Raw genomic sequence first — 19401 nt, forward strand, 5'->3', positions numbered from 1 at the left:
GGAATATGTTAAAACCTTTGTTTTCTTACATCATGGCCATGATGTATCCCGTAAAGGCCTTAAAGTTGAAGGATTCAAGCCGCTCTGAAATAATAAGACCACATCAACTAAGAACGGAGGTATCAACATGGATGCATTCATCCGGTCCGATCAATATCATTTTATACAAAACGAAACCCAGAACCTGTTGAACGGCCACAGGACGACGACCGATTCTTCGGTTACTCAGGCTCTGACATCTCTTTCATCCGAAAAAGCCCTTGATGTTTTTGATACATTAACAAAAGAGCAGAGCGCATTGATCCGCCAGATTGAACACGTACAGGAGGAAACAGACGCCATCTTTTATTTTTCCCGATTGAAGCATTACGTCATTCCTTTTCCGAAATTGACCGATGCTGAAATTCAACTGCTGTTTCCAAAAGTCAAAAAACTGCAGGTGCCGGAGTTTGATGAATCCGATTGGTCCGAAATGTCGTACATGGGATGGAATGATCCTGCCGCCAATCGCAAATATCTCATTACCAAGGTAGAGGGCCGTTATACCGGCCTTTACGGACACTTCCTCCCCTCCCGGCAGAATAATATCTGCACCATCTGTCATGAGCAGGAACAGGTAGGCCTGTTCACGGTTACAGGTCCAGGGAACGATTCCGGCGAAAGCGTCAGCCGTGGAAATTATATCTGTTATGACAGCAGAAAATGTAACGAAAACATCAAATCGCGAAAGCCGTTGGAAACGTTCATCCGACGCATGATGAACCAATAATAAAAGCCCATCCTTTATAAGGATGGGCTTTCAGCTGGAAGAGAAACCTTTTTCCAGTGAATCCAAAGGGGCGCGCATCCATACTTGATCATGGATAGGATTTCCCTCACTAGCGGCAGTAACGCAGCCTGTACTGTTCTTTTAAAACGGGCGAAGGGAGCTATGCTCACCTTTCTCTTTTATCATATAACGTAAAGTTGTTTTTCCACAGGCCCCGGCACGAGGAGCGTTCGGTGGTGACGCCTGCGGGAACAGCGCGGACCGAAGATCCACTTGGTCAGATGGTTTCTTGACCAAGTCACCTGAGGCCGTGCCCGCGGCAGGCATCCGCCGATAAGCGGAACGTGCCCTCTCAACACGACATGCGGACAACTCTAACTGGATAGGACGAACTTTTTCTACAGACTGAGAGCCATCCTTCATATGGATGGGCTTTTATTCAGGCTTGTTTTTGTTCTGATTCTGTGTCGTAATCCGGAGAAACCGCCCGCTTGATCGTCAAGGCGATCACAACTGTAATCACTCCCAGGACAAGTGCAAACCAATAGGCTTGATGCACACCAGCTGTCATAGCTTCGTTCATCAGGTCACTTCCGGCCTGAGCCTGCTCTCCATCGAGATAGTTCCGCTGGCCCTGAGTCATAATACTCACAAAAATGGATACCCCGAGCGCTCCTCCAATTGGCTGGAGCGTATTGGCAATCGCGGTTCCGTGAGGATAGAGGTGCTTGGGCAGCTCATTCAGCGCATTGGTCTGAGAAGGCATCATAATCGCTGAGATCGACAGCATAAGCAGGATGTAGGCGAGAACGAAACTCCACGTCGGAATGGAAGGCGTGATCCGGCTGAAGAAGAACATCACTCCCGTAAGCACGATCGTACCCGGAATGATTAACTTTCTTGGACCCACTTTATCAAATAACGTCCCCATGACCGGCGACATTAAACCATTCAACAGTGCCCCTGGTAGTAAAAGCAGTCCGGCGATTTTAGCGGAGTAGCCAAGCGGCCCCTGCAGATACATCGGCATAACGATTTCGGAGGCAAACATAGCCATAATGACGATCACGAAAATAGCAATTCCTCTGGCATAGCTTGGGTATCGAAAAACCCTTACATCCAGAAGTGGTTCTTCAAGACGCAGCTGTCGGAAAACAAACCAAGTGATGCTGATCACAGCTACTGCCAGGATCCCGAGGATAGAAGCGGATGTAAACCCAGCCTCCGTTTCCCCTGCACTGCTGAACCCATAGACAATTCCTCCGATCCCCACAGAAGAAAGGAGTATAGAAAGCGGATCCGCCTTCGGCCGTGTCACCTCTCCTACGTTTTCAAGGAACTTCCATGCAAAGATAATGGAGAACAGCGCGAATGGAATGACTGTAATAAACAACCAGCGCCACCCAAGGAAATCAACAATAACTCCGGATAATGTCGGACCGATAGCTGGAGCAAACATGATAACCAGCCCGAACGTTCCCATAATTCTTCCTCTAACAGCAGGTTCATAAAGCAGAAGGAGGGCATTCATAATAACAGGAATTAACAATCCGGTTCCAACTGCCTGAATCATCCGGCCTGTCAACAGCATCGGGAAATTCAACGCGGCAGCGGCGATCGTCGTTCCTATTAAGAAAATCGTCATAACTCCGATAAACATCTGTCTCGTCGTAAACCATTGGATTAAGAGTGCGGATATCGGCATCAATACCCCCATAACCAGCATGAAGCCCGTGGCCAACCACTGTACAGTCGGAGCGCTTAAGCCGAAAACATCCATAAGTTCTGTTAATGCTATGTTCAAAAGCGTTTCGTTAAGAATCGCAAAAAACGCCCCTATCATAAATGTAGCCAAAATAATTTTCCTATTCTGCGTCGTCTCCATGATAAACCTCCATTTTCTCTCTCAAAATACAATCCTCCCCTATGTTCTATAAAATGATTCACTTTTGCAAGGGTTTCGCTTGGTTTATACATCCCCTTTATTTTTCCAACGAGGAAGTCAAACTCTCTTTGACAGGATGAGCACAATGATGTAAATTACTATTGTACGAACAATAAAAATAATATTAACTAAAAATATTCGTGTTTCAGGAGTGATTTTGATGGAAAATGTATTTGATTATGAAGATGTTCAATTAATTCCCGCAAAATGTGTCGTAAACAGCCGATCTGAATGCAGCACCTCTGTACAATTCGGAAATCATAGATTCAAGCTGCCTGTAGTTCCCGCCAACATGCAGACGATCATCGATGATGAAACAGCAACAAAACTTGCAGAAAATGGGTACTTCTATATCATGCATCGTTTCCAGCCTGAGACACGTACCCGTTTTATTGAAACAATGAAGGAAAAAGGATTAATCTCTTCCATTAGTGTTGGTGTGAAAGAAGACGAATATGAATTTATTGAAACACTTTCCGCACGTCATTTGATCCCGGATTATATAACAATTGATATCGCCCACGGCCATTCCACAGCCGTCATTCAGATGATTCAGCACATTAAAGCCCACCTCCCTTCCACTTTTGTAATTGCAGGAAATGTCGGCACGCCTGAAGCCGTCAGAGAGCTCGAAAACGCCGGGGCTGATGCAACCAAAATAGGCATAGGACCCGGGAAGGTTTGCATTACAAAAGTGAAAACCGGTTTCGGCACAGGAGGCTGGCAGCTTGCAGCCCTACGCTGGTGTGCCAAGGCAGCCAGTAAACCTGTCATTGCCGACGGCGGAATCCGTACGCATGGAGACATTGCAAAATCCATCCGCTTCGGTGCCTCCATGGTTATGATCGGATCCCTGTTTGCCGGCCATGAAGAGTCTCCGGGAGAAACCGTTGAGAAAGACGGGAAGCTTTACAAAGAATACTTCGGTTCTGCTTCTGAATTTCAAAAAGGGGAAAAGAAAAACGTTGAAGGTAAGAAAATGTTCGTAGAATACAAAGGGCATTTGAAAGACACCCTGACAGAAATGGAACAGGACCTGCAGTCTGCAATCAGCTATGCAGGCGGTACAGACGTTGACAGTATCCGTCACGTTGACTATGTCATTGTAAAAAACTCCATCTTCAATGGGGACAAGGTGTATTAAAAGAAAGCCGGCCGCTCCTGCGGCCGGTCAGGCTGCAGGGATAGCTCCCGGCAGCTTTTTTTATCAAACACTGAATGACTCTATTAAAAAGCACCGTAACCTGATGATCCCCCTTCTATGAACGCTTACCAATCAGGAAAGGCCGTCAGTTATGAATTTCTGAAAAGACTAAGAAACGGTGCGGCTGCTTATTCAATATGACGATTCCCCGCGAGGCATCCTGCTCCCACCATTATTCATCGGCTCGTGTGGCCTGCTCTTCGACACGGTCGACGAATTCCTGCACAACTTTGTCATTCCCTTTTTTATTCGCCAGCTTCATCATCGCGCGCCCGACAAAGTTAGTCCCACGGTTGGAGCCTGAGTAAATGAGTCTTGTAGTGGAGTCATCCATCTTTTCCAATTGAAAGGACGCCGTCACTTCAAACGCTTTGCCGATGACAAAAGCGATTTTTTTATGTTTAGCGGATGGCTTGTCCTCATATATAAGGGTATTTACAGTATAGGTTTCGAGACGCTTCCCTTCCCTGTAGGTCTGCAGATGTTTCGCACCTGCCTCCGTTTCTGTTTTTTCGATGAGCTTATGTTCTTCCACTTTCGGCATGATCCGCTTAATGTTTTTGTCTTTGAAAAGATCCCACACATCCTCAAGTGGTGCGTTAATAACCTTTTCTTTTTCCCATTCGATCATTATTTTTCCTCCTTACCTGATTGGATAAATTCATCCAGTTCCTGAATCCTCTCTTCAATATCTTCCGCCTCTTTTTCCATGCTGGTTTTCTTTTCAAGTAACAATTTCTCAAGATTGGCAAAAGATTCGTCGTTCATCACCGTCTTCATTTCTTTTATGGAAAACCCGAACCTCCGCAGTTTACCAAGCAGAAGAGCCAGGAAGTAACTGCCATCATCATAATACCTGTATTTGTTATCCAGGTGAATAAAAGCCGGTTCCAACAGACCCACTTCTGCATAATAACGCAGTGTATCTTTGCTGAGTCCTGTCATAGATGAGAATTCACTTGTTTTATACATCACACGGCCCCCTGTTCTTATTATAAACTGCGGGGTACACCACACAGTCAATAGTGTTTTTATTTTCTCAGTAAAAAAGCCATAAGTCCTACAGTATATGACTAAATCACCTCCTCAGGATTTTCCCATTAAAATCCATTGGCTGTTTTCTGTAGAAGAAGTATTGACATAGCTATGTATTACCGTTATATTTTGCACAAGGGAAACATTTGTTACTCGAGTAAAACAGGTATCTTTTTATTTAATCCCCCATATAGTAAAGGGGTATCTTTTTTTACCTAAAAGTTGCATTAAGGAAAATTAAATGCATTCATTTAATTTTCATGGAGACATGCACGTTGAATTCATATACAGGCATGCTTTATGAAGGCTATAGGAGGATTTTTATGCAGCATCCAGCGTTAACGATCAACGATCTTTACGTTTCATATTACGGAAGCGAAGCTGTCAAAGGAGTCAGTCTCTCGGTGCAGCCGGGAAACCTTGTAGGAATTATCGGTCCTAACGGCGCAGGTAAATCTACGTTTCTAAAAGCTGTCCTCAACTTGATTCCAAAAGACAAAGGAGACATAGAGATATTCGGGAACTCCATTCAGGAAGCTCGACGAAAAATTGCCTACGTCCCTCAGAGAAATGATATCGACTGGGATTTCCCCATTACTGTACTTGATGCGGTACTGCTCGGAACCTACCCTAATTTAAAATTATTCCGCAGACCAGGAAGGAAAGAAAAAAGCTGGGCGATGGAATGTCTGGATCGAGTTGGTATGAAAGATTTCAGCAGGAGACAGATCGGCGAGCTTTCCGGCGGTCAGCAGCAGCGCGTATTTCTTGCCCGTGCTCTTGCCCAAAAAGCCGAAATGTTCTTTCTAGACGAGCCCTTCGTCGGCGTTGATGTGTCCAGTGAGGAAACCATCGTCAGCATCTTAAAAGAATTGTGCTGGCAGGGAAAAACCGTCGTGGTTGTTCATCACGATTTAAGCAAGGCAGAGGAATACTTTCACCAGCTTATTCTATTGAATAAAGAATTGGTTGGTTTCGGTCCTGTCAGTGAAGTTTTCCGTACCGAAACCATCGCTAAAGCCTACCAGGGGCAGTTTGCCTTTATGAAAGAGATTGGAGTGTAACTATGGAGTTTATTGAGGCTGTCTTTCAATACGAGTTTCTGCAGAAAGCTCTGCTTACATCCATCATGGTTGGGATCATCTGCGGAGTTATCGGCTGCTTCATTATCCTGAGAGGCATGGCACTCATGGGAGATGCCATCTCCCATGCGGTTCTCCCCGGTGTTGCCATTTCCTATATGCTGGGGATCAACTTTTTCTTCGGCGCCGTCTTCAGCGGTGTACTGACCGCCATAGCCATAGGGTTTATCAGTCAAAACAGCCGGATTAAACATGATACATCCATTGGTATCATGTTTACAGCAGCTTTTGCTGCCGGGATTATCGTGATTACCATGCTGAAAAGCAGCACGGATCTCTACCACATTTTATTTGGGAATGTTCTTGCCGTCCGTGCCTCTGACATGTGGATCACACTGGGCATCGGCATCGTTGTATTGGCTGCCGTTTACTTATTTTACAAAGAGCTGCTCGTTACATCCTTTGATGAAACCATGGGTGCCGCCTATGGCCTCCCTGTCCGGATGATCCATTATTTTCTTATGACATTGTTAACGATGGTCACTGTAGCTTCCCTTCAGACCGTCGGCATTGTTCTTGTAGTAGCTATGCTGATTACACCCGCGGCTGCCGCCTACCTGTTAACAGACCGCTTGTCCATCATGATTTTTCTTGCTGCCGGTATCGGCGTCGTATCCAGTGTGGCAGGATTGTACTTCAGTTTCACCTACAATCTTGCATCCGGAGCCGCAATTGTTTTAGCTGCTACAGCCATTTTCATCCTTGTATTCCTGTTTTCACCGAAGCACGGACTTTTGTGGAAAATGCTGAAAGTAAGAAAAAAGCGGGCATCCCTTGTCTCTTGAATGAATAAAGTACACGGGAGTCATCACTGTTCAGGTAATCATAGAAACCGGGAAGACACGTACATCTTCCCCCTTACCATTTTTTATCTAACGCACCATTGAATAAACCCACGTTTTACGAATAGTCAGGAGGAGATTTTATGTTGAAAAAAAGTTGGATGATTAGTGTAATCGTGTTTTCCACTCTGCTGTTTCTGACAGCCTGTGGAGACAACGAAGCAGGCGGAACGACAGAGGAAGATGAAAAAGTACAGGTCGTTACGACGTATTCCATTATTTATGACATTGTTAAAAATGTCGGCGGTGATCAAGTGGATATTCACAGTCTCGCCCCCATCGGCTCCAACCCCCATGAATACGATCCACTGCCGGAAGATGTAAAGAAAACGACGGATGCTGATGCTGTATTCTACAACGGTTTAAACTTGGAAGCCGGAAATTCATGGTTCAATAAACTGATGGAAACCACAGGAAAGACTGGTAAAGACGCTCCCGTCTTTTTGATGAGTGAAAATGTTGAAGCGATGTACTTAACGACAGAAGGCAAGGAAGGCGAAGAGGATCCGCACGCCTGGCTTGATATCAGCAACGGTATTCAATACGCTGAAAATGCACGGGACGGCTTGATTGAGGTCGACTCGGAGAACAAAGAAGTATACGAGAAAAATGCGGAAGAATACATCGCAGAGCTTCAGGACCTGCATGATGAAGCACTGGCTCAGTTTGAGGAAATCCCTGAAAAAGAGCGTGTGCTCGTTACAAGTGAAGGAGCCTTTAAATATTTCAGTGACGCCTATGACTTCCAAGCCGAATATATTTGGGAGATCAATCAGGAAAACCAGGGAACTCCAGATCAAATTACGAGAATCGTCGATTTGATCAATGAAAAACAAATCACAGGATTGTTCCTCGAAACCAGTATTGATGCCCGGAGTATGGAAGCCGTATCATCAGAAACCGACGTTCCGATCAGAGGTAAAGTCTTCACCGATTCCCTTGCTGAACCTGGAGAAGATGGAGACAGCTACATCTCCATGATGGAATGGAACATCAAAACCATTAAAGAAGGATTAACCGAATAAATGATAAAGACGCCTCCCGGCAGAGCTGGAGGCGTCTTTATTTACAGCTGCCGCTCCCCTGTCCATAAAAGGCCTATCAGACCGCTGTTACGAGCAGCACGCCTTGTATTTCAGTGATCCAAGAAGAATCGTCTACTTCTCTATGACTATAAGAAATGGCTCTGTTAAAGTTCAATGTTGATTGATATAGAAATAAGAGGACTTCCAAATATTTGGAAGTCCTCTCTGGCATTATCGTCTTATTTAACTAATGCCCCGTTAGCTTAATTACTTTACTTCAAATTCTCTAGGAGTTGTAATGATTAAATTGTTTGATGGACCAACACTAAAAGACGTTCCTACATATAATTGATAATTCCCTTTTTGGAGTCTGAGTCCTTTAATTGTTTGAGAAAACTCATCTCCCTTTTTCATAATTTTTTTAACGTTTTCAAAAGCAACTTGTTTAACAACACTTCCACTTTCCTTGTTTTCTATGACAATTGAAAATTGGGGCTTTTCATCAAATTCTATTTCTTCCCCAACATATTCAAAATATGAAGAAACTTTTATTATATCTTCTTCTTCATAAATACTCTTATCTGTTTGGATTGATAAGATAAAGTCATATAGTTGCTTTTCCTCATTTATTGGTTTATTTGAAACACTATTATTACAACCGACCAGAAATAATAAAATACTAATAAAAACAACATAAATCTTCTTCACATTAGACCTCCACTATACACACAAGTTATCGTTTGACTATAATATAAAATCAAAACTCTCATCAAACATTACTGCTCCGGTAGTTGAATATAGAAACAACCTTTATACAGTAAACTTGGATGATCTAAGTGTCTCATATGTCTCCATATTTGGGGTTAAATTCCCTTTTATTATCACATCGTTCATTGTGACTTCATTTCGCTGATGATGGATGCTCTCAAAATACTTGAAACCAGGCAAGGTAATTGTTCAGATACTTGGTCGCCACCCCGTTAAATCGCTGTATCCAACCTTTCAGTCTCCGGTGGTAGTTGTTCACGTTCTGGATGTGATATAGACCCTTGGTGCGAATATTACCGTCAGACTTAAACTGGTAAATGGATATATCTTTTTCAGTGGCATAGTTTTTTAAGGCACGCCAAGCATCGGTGCATAAGACATTCTCGATGGAAACTTTAACAGAGCCTAAAACATAAAAGGGAGATCTTCTGTTTTTCAGAAAATCTCCCTTTTATTAAGATCGACATCCGGTGAAATCCTGTTCCGATTACCGGCAGGCATCCATACTTTTTCAAATGGTTAACTGCCGCCCTCCAAGAATACAGGTTGTCAGGATTTCTTCAATAATAGATAAATAAAATATGGGGCACCGATCAGTGCCGTCATAATTCCCGCTGCAATTCCATCAGGTTCCGCCAGATTCCTTCCGACAGTATCGGCTAACAATAGAAGCCACCCTCCGATAAGAATGCTCAAAGGCAGGTACAACTGACTTCTCGGGCCGATGAGAACCTTGGCGAGGTGTGGAGCCATTAAGCCGACAAAAGCAATTCCTCCCGTCACGGATACGGCTGAAGCTGCCAGGGCAACAGCCGTCATGAGCATGATGAAACGCTCTTTCTTCAGAGGCAGCCCGACTCCGATGGAGACAGGTTCGCTCGTATTTAACAGATTCATAACGTTGCTCTTCCAAAGCGCAAATGGAATCAAAATGATCACCCAAGGCAGCAGAGCAAGGATGAACGGCCAATCCGTGCCCCAGATACTTCCTGCCAGCCATTTGGATATAAAGTCCACCTTCTCCCTCGGTGCTGAAGATATGAGAATAATCATTAAGCCGGAAAGGGCCATTGAAAACCCGACTCCGACAAGCACTAATCGAACAGGCTCAAAACCTGTCCGTTTATTATAGGAGAATAAATAAATCCCAAGAGAGGTAATCAGTGCTCCCCCAAAAGCAATCAGTGGGAGAACGTATACAAAGGAACCTACATCAATAGGCGCAAACAAAAAGAAAAGGGCCACAGCTGCGCCTGCCCCGGCATTGATGCCGATAATTCCCGGATCGGCAAGGTCGTTCCTGCTGATCCCCTGCAGGATCGCACCGGATAATGCAAGGGCCATCCCTGCCAGAACCGTTATGACCATCCGTGGAAGCCGGATGGAAAATAACACAAACTCCTCCTTGAAATCCCCGTTCCCAAGGATCGTTGGCAGGATCCGGTCATAGGAAACTGAAGAATAACCAAGCCCGAGTCCTGCTGTCCCTGTGGCAACAATTAATAGAGTAAGCAGAATCAGGTATAAGCGTTGTTTTTTTATAACAGAAGGATGAATCATGAGAACGCATTCCCCTTTCTCTGGACTACAAAAAGGAAGAATGGAAGACCGAGAACAGCGACAATCGCTGCAACCGGTGTCTCATAAGGAGCATTGATGGTCCGGGCCAGTGTATCAGCAAGGAGAAGGAAAGCTCCTCCGAACAAAGCGGACATCGGCAGCACCATTCGGTAATCATTTCCTACAAACGGCCGGACCATATGAGGCACCATCAAACCGACAAAGGCCAGATTCCCGACAAGAGCCACTGCTGCACCGGCGAGCAGGGTAATGACAATGAATAGAATAATCTTCACGAGGAGAATGTTCTGTCCGAGTCCAACAGCCACGTCTTCGTTCAGACTGATAATCGTCAACTGACGAGCCAGCAGTACCGCAACAATTGTTCCGATTAATACAACTGGTGCAATGAGCTGTATCTGGTTCCAGGATACACCAATCAAGCCGCCGGCCGTCCACATGGATACATCTTTGGACACTTTGAAATAAAGGGAGATCCCTTCAGCAACAGCGAACAGAAAGGCTGATATGGCAGCTCCGGCAAGTACAATCCGGAAAGGTGAAAACCCTCCGCGTTTTGCTGAACCGATACCAAATACAAGAACAACACCGACAGCTGCCCCAATGAAACAAGCCAGCATGATTCCCATATAATTCGCAGAAGGGAAAAAAGCAAGTGTAACCGCAAGAGCAGCATTTGCCCCTGCGGTTAAACCAAGCAGACCCGGATCAGCAAGAGGGTTTCGAGTCAGCCCCTGCATGATCGCTCCTGATACCGCCAGCGCAGCCCCTACTAGAGCCGCAGCAATTTCCCGCGGCAGGCGGATTTCCCTCAGCATTGTTGTAGTCGAATCCAGCGAGCCTGTTGTCATGGAGACCCATGCCTGCTTAAAGGTGGTCTCCGCCGCCCCAAACGTCATAGCAGCGAAAAAAGAAAGGATGAGGACGGCGATTCCAATTATAAATTTATAAAGTTGTCTTATTGAAAAAGTCTGCATAGAATCTCATCTTTTCTATCAAATGGTTATTCGGTCAAGAACTTTTCTTTAAAGAAGCTGAGCTGATGTTCCAGAGAAATAGGATCATTGAAATAGAAGGCTTCTGCGTCGGCTTCAAATACTTGATCGTTTTCTACGGCCGGGATGTTTTTATACGTTTCAGTTTCCTGGTAGGAACTGTCTGCCCCGTCGGACTTGCTGAAAATCATGTAATCCCCGGCATAGTCTGAAAGTACTTCAGGTGAAATGGCATAGAAGCCATCTTCCAAAGCCATTTCCTTCACTTTTTCAGGCATCTTGAGTTCCATCTCCTGATAAAGGATTTCTGTACCGCGTGCCCAGTTATCTCCGAAAACATACAGCTGTTTATCAAATTCTTCAAATACAGTTACCGTAGCATCTTCACCGATTTCATCTTTGATTTCTGTACCCGCCTTACCGGCTTTTTCTTTAAATTCATCCACCCACTGCTGGGCTTCCTCTTCTTTATTCAGTAGTTTACCAATTTCCACGTGCTGCTCTAAATAGCCGAGCTTGCCGTACGTGTATGTGACAGTAGGAGCAATTTCATTCAGCTTTTCTATATTTTTTGTGCTTCCCAGCCCGATAATTAAATCAGGCTCGAGTTCAATGATCTTCTCAAGACTTTCATCAGAAAGCTCTTCAGCATCAGCAAGATCTTCTTCAAATAATGGGTTGCCTTTAGACCAGGCGTCCACCCCTACGATATTTGTATCCAGAGCAAGGACATTGCCTGCGAAGGAGGAAAGGACAACGACGCGCTCCGGTTCAGCCGGAACTTCGATTTCTCCGTTCTCCGACTCATACATTCTTGTTTCTGAATCAGAGCTTGTCTCTTCGGTTTGAGTATCCTCTTCGGTTCCATCTCCTGTATTGTCATTTTCTGTATCTCCACCACCACAGGCACTAAGAATGAACAGCAGTGATAAGAGACCGATCAGCCAGATTTTCTTCATCATTTCTATCTCCCTTTACTAAGTTGTATGTCAAGCAAATGGGTTTTCCTGTTCGTGGGTCCGCAACAATTTCAGCGTCGATATTAAAGACCCTTCTCAACACGCTTTTGTGAATGACTTCCTGTCCGGATCCCGCTTTTATGATACGGCCATGCTTTAGTGCAATCAGGTGGTCCGCAAACCTCGCAGCCTGATTAACATCATGGAGCACCATGACGATTGTCCGGCCTTCCTCTCTGTTAAGGCGTTCCAACAGCTCAAGGATCTCCAGCTGGTGAGCCATATCGAGGTAGGTCGTCGGCTCATCAAGCAGGATAAGGTCTGTTTCCTGAGCCAGAGCCATCGCAATCCAGACCCTCTGGCGCTGACCGCCTGACAACGCATCCACCGGTTGGTATTTGAACTCCATCATCCCTGTCATTTCTATCGACCAGTCAATGACTTCACGATCCCTTTTAGAAAGACGTCCAAAGCCTTTTTGGTATGGAAAACGGCCGTAGGATACAAGCTCGCCGACGGTTAAGCCTGGAGCACCTTCAGGAGATTGAGGAAGAATAGCCATCTTTTTGGCCAGCTCCTTCGTCGGGTAATTGTGGATACATTCCCCATCGAGAAAAATGCTCCCCTCCTGTTTAGGAATGATGCGTGCAATCGATTTCAGCAGTGTGGATTTTCCACAGCCATTGGCGCCGATAATCGTCGTTATTTTACCTTCCGGAATTTCCAGCGTCATATCCTCTACAATGCGTTTATCCTCGTAGCCCACATGGAGACCATCCGTATGTAGACGTGTCATAATAAGGACCCCTTTCGAACATTTAAACCATTAAACAATGATAATGATTCTCACTCTCGTACATTATATTACGTGGTATTGAGAATTTTGTCAACGCTTCAATCCTCTTTACATGCGTGAAAATAGGTCCTGTGAGAACGAACCCATCCACATTATGGATATTACCACAAAAAAAGAAGCAGAGCCGGCGCCCTGCTTCCTCTAAATTCTAATTAGTTAACTCCTACACTATTCCAAGCCTGTGTTACAGCATTTGCTGTTGAAGATCCGTACAGATCCTGCGCGGATTGCTCAAGCGCCTGCTTGGCACTGGAGAAGTTGCTGTTCGGTGTCAGGTAAACCGTAAGGGCACGGTAATAAATCTTTTCTGCCTTCGATTTCCCAATACTGTTAATGGTATTGTACGCAGCTTTGTTCGGAATGCCACTGTTGATGTGGACGCCGCCCCAGTCCCCGGCTTCCGTATTCGGAAGGTTGCGGTATTCATTCATATGAGACGGTTGGTCATAAGCATTCGGATTGGACATTGAACGCAGCGCATCTCCTGAACGGCCCGGCGTATACACATCCTCACCCATCAGCCAGTCCTCTGAATCTACAAAATAACCAAATACATCAGAGAAGGACTCATTTAAAGCTCCCGGCTGATTTTCATAGACAAGATCTGCCGTCGTATCTGTCACTGCATGCGTTAATTCGTGAGCGACGATGTCATCAGCGCCGGAGAGGTATGTGAATGTACTGCCATCGCCATCTCCGTAGATCATCTGGTTCCCAGTCCAGGCTGCGTTATTGTAGTTAGTGCCGTAATGAACGGTGGAACGAATATTGGAGCCTTGATCATCATAACTTTCACGACCGAACGTGTCATAGAAGTAATCGAACACTTCCCCTGCATAGTAGTGGGCATCAACAGCAGCTTTCTGACGCTCACTCGTAAAGGTGTTGCCGGAATCTGTGACATAGCTGCCTGGTAGATTGCTGTATTGACCGCCATAGTTATCGAAGGTTTCGATCACGCCGCTCATTGGTTTAGTCGTATCGTATAAGTAGTACGTGTTATTGTACGCGTATGTATTCAGAGACTTTGTATCTCCCAATACACCCGTTCCTGTACCTGTAGCTTCATGCACAGCATTGGAAGCTTTCAGCACTTCCCCTGACTCTGCATTAATGAAGACTTTCCAGTTGGCTGGATAAGGCTCAGCGAATTGAAGTTCCACTTGATAGGCCAGCGTATACCCCTGCTCACCATTGAACACAACAAGGTCTGTGTTTTCCGTAAGCGTTTCAAAATCCTCGCCGACGTCACTTTGCTGAACTTTATCCGCATCATTTCTGTCTACATCAATGTGCTTCCACGCTAAAATCAGTGATTTTGTCTTACCGACTCTGCGTTTTTCTTCCAGCTTATCCGGTGCATTCTTATGAAATTCCCCGTTCACAGCTGTTACCCTGCCTGTTTCATCCGTATGTACAACCACTTCTGAATCGGCAACAGGAATTCCCTCAATGACCCGTTGATACGTATAGTGCTTCATCCCCAATTCATCCGTTTCAGAATCAATCAGCTTCAAATCTTTGGATGGGTTCAGCTGAAATTCTTCCGCATTCTGCTTAAAGAATTCCTTGATCCCTTTTTCAGATTTGACATTTTTCGCCTGCCATTCCTTCTTCACGAACTCTGAGGCATTTGGCACCTCTTTCACTTCTTTTCCTGTTTCAGCATGAGCAAGCGTCCCGCCAGAAACGAGGCTCGTACCTAATACAACGGTGGCCACTACAGTTTTCCAATTCATCGAATCCCTCCTATTTATCTAGCACAATTACAATATATCATAATTTTCAGTCAATGAAATTGTGAAAGCAGAAGGGTTTAAAACCGTTTAAGAATGTCTTTTTTCATCGAACTTGGGAATGTTGTTATAGAAAAAATGACTTAAAACACAAAACATCCCCCAATATCTACAATAAATCCCGGACAATATGTCGAGGCCACTGAAAAACTGCTTCCTATCAAGAGATGCGGTTACGGCCTCAGCTGACTTGGTCAGGAAGATCACTTGACTAAATGGATCCTCGGGCCTCGAAGGCATGCGCCTTCAAGCCGTCATTGCGATTTTTACAGCGAATGTGAATCGAATGAAGGAAAAGATGGGATAAGCCTCATGAAAATTCAAGAAAGCGGGTAGAATGGAATATTTCATCCATACCACCCGCTTTCTTGAATTTCACCTTTTTTAAATCCTTATCAGGAGCCTCCGATAGTTCCAGGATTTTTCTTTTATGCTTTATGACGAAGCAGCCGCATGCTGTTCAAAATAACGATAAGAGCCGCTCCTGTATCACTCAGCACAGCCATCCATAACGTGAGAAAGCCTGGGAAGATCAAAACTAGTGCTGCCAGTTTCGTAAGCAGCGAGAACCAAACGTTCTGTTTGATAATGGTCAAGGCTTTCCGGCTCAAGCGTATCGTATGAGGCAGCTTTTCCAGATTATCCGCCATCAAAACGACGTCAGCCGTTTCCATAGCTGTATCCGTACCTGCACCGCCCATCGCTATCCCCAGGTCTGAGGAAGCAAGAGCAGGGGCATCGTTGATCCCATCCCCTACCATAGCTACCTGTTTTCCTTCGTGCTTAAGCTTCTCTATCGCTTTTGTCTTATCTTCCGGCATCAAATCGGCAAAGTAACGATCCACGCCTGCTTCTGCCGCTATCCGCCTGGCGGTCCCCTCATTATCTCCAGTAAGCATAACCAGTTCTTTCAATCCGGATTGTTTCAAGGATTGGATCAAACGGACCGTGATTTCCCTCATAGAGTCAGCGACAGAAATGATTCCTGAGATTTCCTCCGCTGTCCCTATGAGAACAATGGTCTTCCCTTCAGACTGAAGTTGTTTCAATTGACTCTCCAACTCATTCAAAGGGACTCCCAGTTCTTTAAACAACTTCGAATTTCCTGCGTAATAGACCGTTCCATCAATATCCGCCTGCGCTCCCTTACCAGGAAGGGCACGGAAATCACGGCCATTTACAGCTGAAATGCCACGCTCCGAAGCATAGGCTGATACGGCAGCCGCTATCGGATGAGCAGAATATTCCTCAATCGTTCGGGCGATGCTGATCAGCTCATCTTTTTCCCCATGGAGAGTGATAACATCAGCCACTTTCGGTCTGCCTTCCGTAAGGGTCCCTGTTTTGTCAAAGGCCATCACCTGAATCGCGCCTGCTTTTTCCAGGAACGTTCCACCTTTGATCAGTACGCCGTGACGGGCGGCATTACCAATAGCCGATACAATGGCTACAGGGGTGGAAATCACCAGAGCACAGGGACAGGCGACAACAAGAAGGGAGATTCCCTTGTAGAGCCATTCCCCCCACGCTCCCCCTGTGATTAACGGAGGAATAACCATCACTAAAAGCGCCAGAATAAACACAATAGGTGTGTAGACACCAGCAAATCGGTCTACAAACGCCTGCGTAGGAGCTTTCTTTTCCTGGGCTTCTTCCACCAGATGAATAATTTTCGCAATAGCCGTATCTTCCGACCGTTTCGTTACACGGACTTCCAATGATCCACTTTCATTTATAGTACCGGCATAAACCACATCCCCCTCCTGCTTATCAACAGGAAGAGACTCGCCTGTGATCGGGGCCTGATTCAAGCTGGAAGCCCCTGAAAGAATCTCTCCGTCCAAAGGGACCCGGTCTCCAGGTTTTACTACGATGACCTCTCCTATTGAAACTTCTTCAACAGCTTTGCGGATCCATTGACGGCCTTCTTTCACAAGAGCTTCGGCCGGAGCAATGTTCATTAAGCTTCGTATAGAATCTCTCGTCCGTTCCAAAGAACGATTCTGAAGAGCGTTCCCCACAGCAAACAACCAGACGACCATGGCCCCTTCAAACCATTCCCCGATCAAGGCCGCTCCAAGAGCAGCAGAAGCCATCAGCACATTCATATCAAGAGAACCACTCTTTACAGCATAAAAAGCGCTTCGGAGCGGTTTCCAACCTCCAACTGCAATGGCCAATGCGTAAAAAGCGGTGATCCATGCGGCTGACAGGGGAGTGAATGATCCAATGAAACCAAGAGCGAGCATGGTTCCGGACACCGTGGCTGCTGGAAAGTGCCTTCGATCGTTCCCCTTTCCTGCTGCAGGCGTTTCTCCACTTTCCAGATAGGCTTCAAATCCTGACCGCTGAACCTCTTTGATGATTTCATCTGGTTTTGTGGTGTGCCGGACGTGGAGCTTTCCTGTGGAAAAATTCACACGAACCTCTTTAACTGCAGCATTATTGGACAGGTGCTTTTCAATCGTGGCAGCACAGGAGCCGCAGTCCATTCCCTCTACTTTATAGGTTTCCATTTCCCGTTCTGTTTGAAGAGGATGAGCATCAAACCCCAGTTTCTTTACGTGTTGAGGGATTTGATCAAATAAGGCCGGATTTTCGGCCCCTACGGCCATTTTAGCTGTACCATAGTTTACCGAAACGGATTGAATGCCCTCTTTTTTTTGAAGCCCTTTTTCTATCGTTGCGGCACACGAAGGGCAATCCATTCCCTTGATCTGGTATTCTACAAGCTGCAGAGGATTATCCGGCTGACCTGCATCCTTATCATCGTCCACTTCACCAGTTTCACAGCAGGAGGATTCCCGCTCCTCGGTTTCTTGTGCAGTACAGCAGGAAGCTTCCTGCTTTCCATGATCCGTATTCTCCTTGGAGCAGCAGTCCGTTTCGGCCTGGATGACTTCCAGCTTCTGCTCATGACTCCCGGAGCAGCAGCTGTTTTGTATGTCTTTTTCGTTTGCACTCATAAACCCCACCTCCATTCTGTAACATCAATCATGTTCTTTGTGCAGTAAGGCAATTGATACTAACTGCCGGACATGTTCATCGGCCAGGGAATAAAAGACAAGCTTCCCTTTCTTCCTATGCTTAGCGAGGTTCATATTACGGAGGAATCGAAGATGGTGAGAAGCCGTGGCTGTTGTCGCTCCGATGATATTAGCCACATCACAGACACACAGTTCTTCTTCCAACGTTAAAGCGTAGGCGATTTTCATCCGGGTCGCATCAGAAAGGGCTTTGAAAATCTGCTCCACGCCTGCCACTCTATCGATTTGGGGCTGAACACGCTGCACGAGCGCTTCGTCATAGCAAAAGATATCGCATGTATCTTTGGGCTGTTTCTTAACTACTTCTTCCGGCATGCTGTCCACCTCATTCAAATGATGATTTGATTGTACCCTCATCATATGCTCTTCCTCTTCAATCGTCAACAATCAAACGAACCTTTGAATGAAAATAACTGCCTCCGGAGAGACAGTTATTTTCATTCATCTTTTTTGTTGTTATGTATCAAGCTGTTTCCGGAATACAACACTCACTTTTCCGTACTGCTTATGTTCCTCATAGAATTTATGAGCTCTTTCCCGTTTGAGCCCCGAAGACAGGGCAACACTTGCAAATCCATTCCTTTCTCCCCATTTTTCAATAAACTGCAGCAGGATGCTTCCCCATCCGGAGGATCGTTCTGTGGAAGTCGTAACTAGATCACATACCCAGACAAATCGTCCATAATACAAGGTGGTCATCGGTTTGAACCCCGTTACAGCAACAAGCGTTCCATTGTTCCATAATCCATAAAGGCGGTAGCGATCTACTGAAACGGCCTCTTTTACCAGTTCCACATATTCCTGTTCATGTAAGTGGGGCCGCAGTTCATGCATAACTGGAAAAACAGAACGGATCTCATGTTCCGTTTTCATTTCAATAATTTGGTATCCTTTCATCATCTCTTCTCCTCCCTGAACACCCTTTGATTCAAGACCCCGCCGCAAGCATAAACCAGACCATGCTCCCAACGATAATGACCATCAAGATGATCATCATCCATATAACCGATTTCATTTGATCCACGCTCCTTTTTGTTCATTGTAACAAAGAAATACCGAAAAAAATAAACCTTCATCCGGTAGGTTTATGCCAGATAAAGGTTTCCGATTTATTTCTTCTTTTTCATCATTTTTTCCATGGAAGCCATGTCTTTCGGTACTTTTCCATCAAGAATAGCTTTGACGATCATATTTTCCTTCTCCTTGGATACCGGACGATTGGCAAGGGAAGAAACTTTCTTGATTACATTTCGAATGGTTTTTTCATCTTTAAAGTTTGCTCCCTGCAGGGATTGCGCAAGCTTAAAGACTTCATCCATTTTCACGCCTGTCTTTTTTTCAAATTTATCGAACAAAGAGACCCCTCCTCCTCCATTCATAAGATTCATACATATCCTATGAGTAAGAAAGAAAGGGCGTATATGCTTCTGTCCCTGT

At 45.3% G+C, this 19401-nt stretch carries 18 protein-coding genes and 1 pseudogene; 5 read left to right on the plus strand and 14 right to left on the minus strand.

Going from position 1 to position 19401, the window contains the following annotated elements:
• Positions 1-127 precede the first annotated feature (127 nt).
• Positions 128-769 (plus strand): FusB/FusC family EF-G-binding protein, encoded by a 642-nt coding sequence (locus GLV97_RS03960; RefSeq protein ID WP_160889094.1) that lies wholly within the window; start codon positions 128-130, stop codon positions 767-769.
• Between the two features lie 439 nt (positions 770-1208).
• Here GLV97_RS03960 and GLV97_RS03965 read toward each other — a convergent pair whose 3' ends face one another.
• Positions 1209-2654 carry an MDR family MFS transporter gene (locus GLV97_RS03965; RefSeq protein ID WP_160835950.1) on the minus strand — a complete coding sequence of 482 codons (1446 nt, stop codon included), beginning with the start codon at positions 2652-2654 and terminating at the stop codon, positions 1209-1211.
• 220 nt (positions 2655-2874) lie between these two features.
• Here GLV97_RS03965 and guaC point away from each other — a divergent pair, with 220 nt between their 5' ends.
• Positions 2875-3858, plus strand: a complete 984-nt coding sequence (gene guaC, locus GLV97_RS03970; protein WP_160889095.1) for a GMP reductase — start codon at positions 2875-2877, stop codon at positions 3856-3858.
• 232 nt (positions 3859-4090) lie between these two features.
• On the opposite strand, the gene GLV97_RS03975 is transcribed toward guaC, so the two are convergent.
• A complete protein-coding gene (locus tag GLV97_RS03975) occupies positions 4091-4549 on the minus strand; it encodes an SRPBCC family protein (RefSeq protein ID WP_160889096.1) in 459 nt (152 codons plus the stop codon).
• Entirely contained in the window at positions 4549-4890 is a 342-nt protein-coding gene (locus GLV97_RS03980) for a MerR family transcriptional regulator (protein ID WP_160889097.1), read from the minus strand. The genes GLV97_RS03975 and GLV97_RS03980 overlap by 1 nt, the downstream gene beginning before the upstream one ends.
• 386 nt (positions 4891-5276) lie before the next feature.
• Between GLV97_RS03980 and GLV97_RS03985 the strand changes: the two genes are divergently transcribed.
• From GLV97_RS03985 to GLV97_RS03995, 3 genes are all read left to right on the plus strand, one after another.
• Positions 5277-6017: a metal ABC transporter ATP-binding protein gene (locus tag GLV97_RS03985; protein WP_160889098.1), complete on the plus strand. Its 741-nt coding sequence runs from the start codon at positions 5277-5279 to the stop codon at positions 6015-6017.
• 2 nt (positions 6018-6019) lie between these two features.
• Positions 6020-6880, plus strand: a complete 861-nt coding sequence (locus GLV97_RS03990) for a metal ABC transporter permease (RefSeq protein WP_160889099.1) — start codon at positions 6020-6022, stop codon at positions 6878-6880.
• A 140-nt stretch (positions 6881-7020) separates the two neighbouring features.
• On the plus strand, positions 7021-7962 hold the full coding sequence (locus GLV97_RS03995; protein ID WP_160889100.1) for a metal ABC transporter solute-binding protein, Zn/Mn family: 942 nt from the start codon (positions 7021-7023) through the stop codon (positions 7960-7962).
• A gap of 267 nt (positions 7963-8229) precedes the next feature.
• Here GLV97_RS03995 and GLV97_RS04000 read toward each other — a convergent pair whose 3' ends face one another.
• The 11 genes and pseudogenes from GLV97_RS04000 to GLV97_RS04050 form a co-directional block, all read right to left on the minus strand.
• The gene (locus tag GLV97_RS04000) at positions 8230-8670 is read right to left on the minus strand and encodes a hypothetical protein (protein WP_160835957.1); all 441 of its coding nucleotides are present in this window, start codon (positions 8668-8670) and stop codon (positions 8230-8232) included.
• Positions 8671-8772: 102 nt separating this feature from the next.
• Positions 8773-9127 (minus strand): annotated as a pseudogene (locus tag GLV97_RS04005) (IS1595 family transposase); the annotation flags it as partial.
• Between the two features lie 152 nt (positions 9128-9279).
• A complete protein-coding gene (locus GLV97_RS04010; protein WP_160835958.1) occupies positions 9280-10290 on the minus strand; it encodes a FecCD family ABC transporter permease in 1011 nt (336 codons plus the stop codon).
• Complete coding sequence (locus tag GLV97_RS04015; RefSeq protein ID WP_160840456.1) at positions 10287-11288, minus strand: FecCD family ABC transporter permease; 1002 nt, start codon at positions 11286-11288, stop codon at positions 10287-10289. Before GLV97_RS04015 ends, GLV97_RS04010 begins: the two co-directional genes overlap by 4 nt.
• A 26-nt stretch (positions 11289-11314) precedes the next feature.
• Positions 11315-12265, minus strand: coding sequence for an iron-hydroxamate ABC transporter substrate-binding protein (locus GLV97_RS04020; protein ID WP_160835960.1), 951 nt, complete (start codon positions 12263-12265; stop codon positions 11315-11317).
• Entirely contained in the window at positions 12216-13061 is an 846-nt protein-coding gene (locus tag GLV97_RS04025) for an ABC transporter ATP-binding protein (RefSeq protein WP_160889101.1), read from the minus strand. The genes GLV97_RS04020 and GLV97_RS04025 overlap by 50 nt, the downstream gene beginning before the upstream one ends.
• Before the next feature lie 212 nt (positions 13062-13273).
• Complete coding sequence (locus GLV97_RS04030; RefSeq protein WP_160889102.1) at positions 13274-14860, minus strand: M4 family metallopeptidase; 1587 nt, start codon at positions 14858-14860, stop codon at positions 13274-13276.
• Positions 14861-15345: 485 nt separating this feature from the next.
• Positions 15346-17883 carry a heavy metal translocating P-type ATPase gene (locus tag GLV97_RS04035; protein WP_160889103.1) on the minus strand — a complete coding sequence of 846 codons (2538 nt, stop codon included), beginning with the start codon at positions 17881-17883 and terminating at the stop codon, positions 15346-15348.
• Between the two features lie 24 nt (positions 17884-17907).
• Positions 17908-18279: an ArsR/SmtB family transcription factor gene (locus GLV97_RS04040; RefSeq protein ID WP_160836485.1), complete on the minus strand. Its 372-nt coding sequence runs from the start codon at positions 18277-18279 to the stop codon at positions 17908-17910.
• A 141-nt stretch (positions 18280-18420) separates the two neighbouring features.
• Positions 18421-18864 carry a GNAT family N-acetyltransferase gene (locus GLV97_RS04045; RefSeq protein WP_337194076.1) on the minus strand — a complete coding sequence of 148 codons (444 nt, stop codon included), beginning with the start codon at positions 18862-18864 and terminating at the stop codon, positions 18421-18423.
• A 209-nt stretch (positions 18865-19073) separates the two neighbouring features.
• Positions 19074-19343 (minus strand): stage VI sporulation protein F, encoded by a 270-nt coding sequence (locus tag GLV97_RS04050; protein ID WP_160836486.1) that lies wholly within the window; start codon positions 19341-19343, stop codon positions 19074-19076.
• Between the last annotated feature and the right edge of the window lie 58 nt (positions 19344-19401).

The sequence above is a fragment of the Halobacillus litoralis genome (assembly GCF_009856355.1).
GTDB classification, from domain to species: Bacteria; Bacillota; Bacilli; order Bacillales; family Halobacillaceae; genus Halobacillus; species Halobacillus litoralis_B.

Bases quoted from the DNA above. Each gene is read 5' to 3' on its own strand.
- GLV97_RS04025 (WP_160889101.1), bottom strand. From the start codon at position 13,061: ATGACACGTCTACATACGGATGGTCTCCATGTGGGCTACGAGGATAAA.
- GLV97_RS03975 (WP_160889096.1), bottom strand. From the start codon at position 4,549: ATGATCGAATGGGAAAAAGAAAAGGTTATTAACGCACCACTTGAGGAT.
- GLV97_RS04035 (WP_160889103.1), bottom strand. From the start codon at position 17,883: ATGAGTGCAAACGAAAAAGACATACAAAACAGCTGCTGCTCCGGGAGT.
- GLV97_RS03980 (WP_160889097.1), bottom strand. From the start codon at position 4,890: ATGTATAAAACAAGTGAATTCTCATCTATGACAGGACTCAGCAAAGAT.
- GLV97_RS04040 (WP_160836485.1), bottom strand. From the start codon at position 18,279: ATGCCGGAAGAAGTAGTTAAGAAACAGCCCAAAGATACATGCGATATC.
- GLV97_RS04045 (WP_337194076.1), bottom strand. From the start codon at position 18,864: ATGATGAAAGGATACCAAATTATTGAAATGAAAACGGAACATGAGATC.
- GLV97_RS03985 (WP_160889098.1), top strand. From the start codon at position 5,277: ATGCAGCATCCAGCGTTAACGATCAACGATCTTTACGTTTCATATTAC.
- GLV97_RS04030 (WP_160889102.1), bottom strand. From the start codon at position 14,860: ATGAATTGGAAAACTGTAGTGGCCACCGTTGTATTAGGTACGAGCCTC.
- guaC (WP_160889095.1), top strand. From the start codon at position 2,875: ATGGAAAATGTATTTGATTATGAAGATGTTCAATTAATTCCCGCAAAA.
- GLV97_RS04015 (WP_160840456.1), bottom strand. From the start codon at position 11,288: ATGCAGACTTTTTCAATAAGACAACTTTATAAATTTATAATTGGAATC.
- GLV97_RS03995 (WP_160889100.1), top strand. From the start codon at position 7,021: ATGTTGAAAAAAAGTTGGATGATTAGTGTAATCGTGTTTTCCACTCTG.
- GLV97_RS04010 (WP_160835958.1), bottom strand. From the start codon at position 10,290: ATGATTCATCCTTCTGTTATAAAAAAACAACGCTTATACCTGATTCTG.
- GLV97_RS03990 (WP_160889099.1), top strand. From the start codon at position 6,020: ATGGAGTTTATTGAGGCTGTCTTTCAATACGAGTTTCTGCAGAAAGCT.
- GLV97_RS03960 (WP_160889094.1), top strand. From the start codon at position 128: ATGGATGCATTCATCCGGTCCGATCAATATCATTTTATACAAAACGAA.
- GLV97_RS04020 (WP_160835960.1), bottom strand. From the start codon at position 12,265: ATGAAGAAAATCTGGCTGATCGGTCTCTTATCACTGCTGTTCATTCTT.
- GLV97_RS03965 (WP_160835950.1), bottom strand. From the start codon at position 2,654: ATGGAGACGACGCAGAATAGGAAAATTATTTTGGCTACATTTATGATA.
- GLV97_RS04050 (WP_160836486.1), bottom strand. From the start codon at position 19,343: ATGAATGGAGGAGGAGGGGTCTCTTTGTTCGATAAATTTGAAAAAAAG.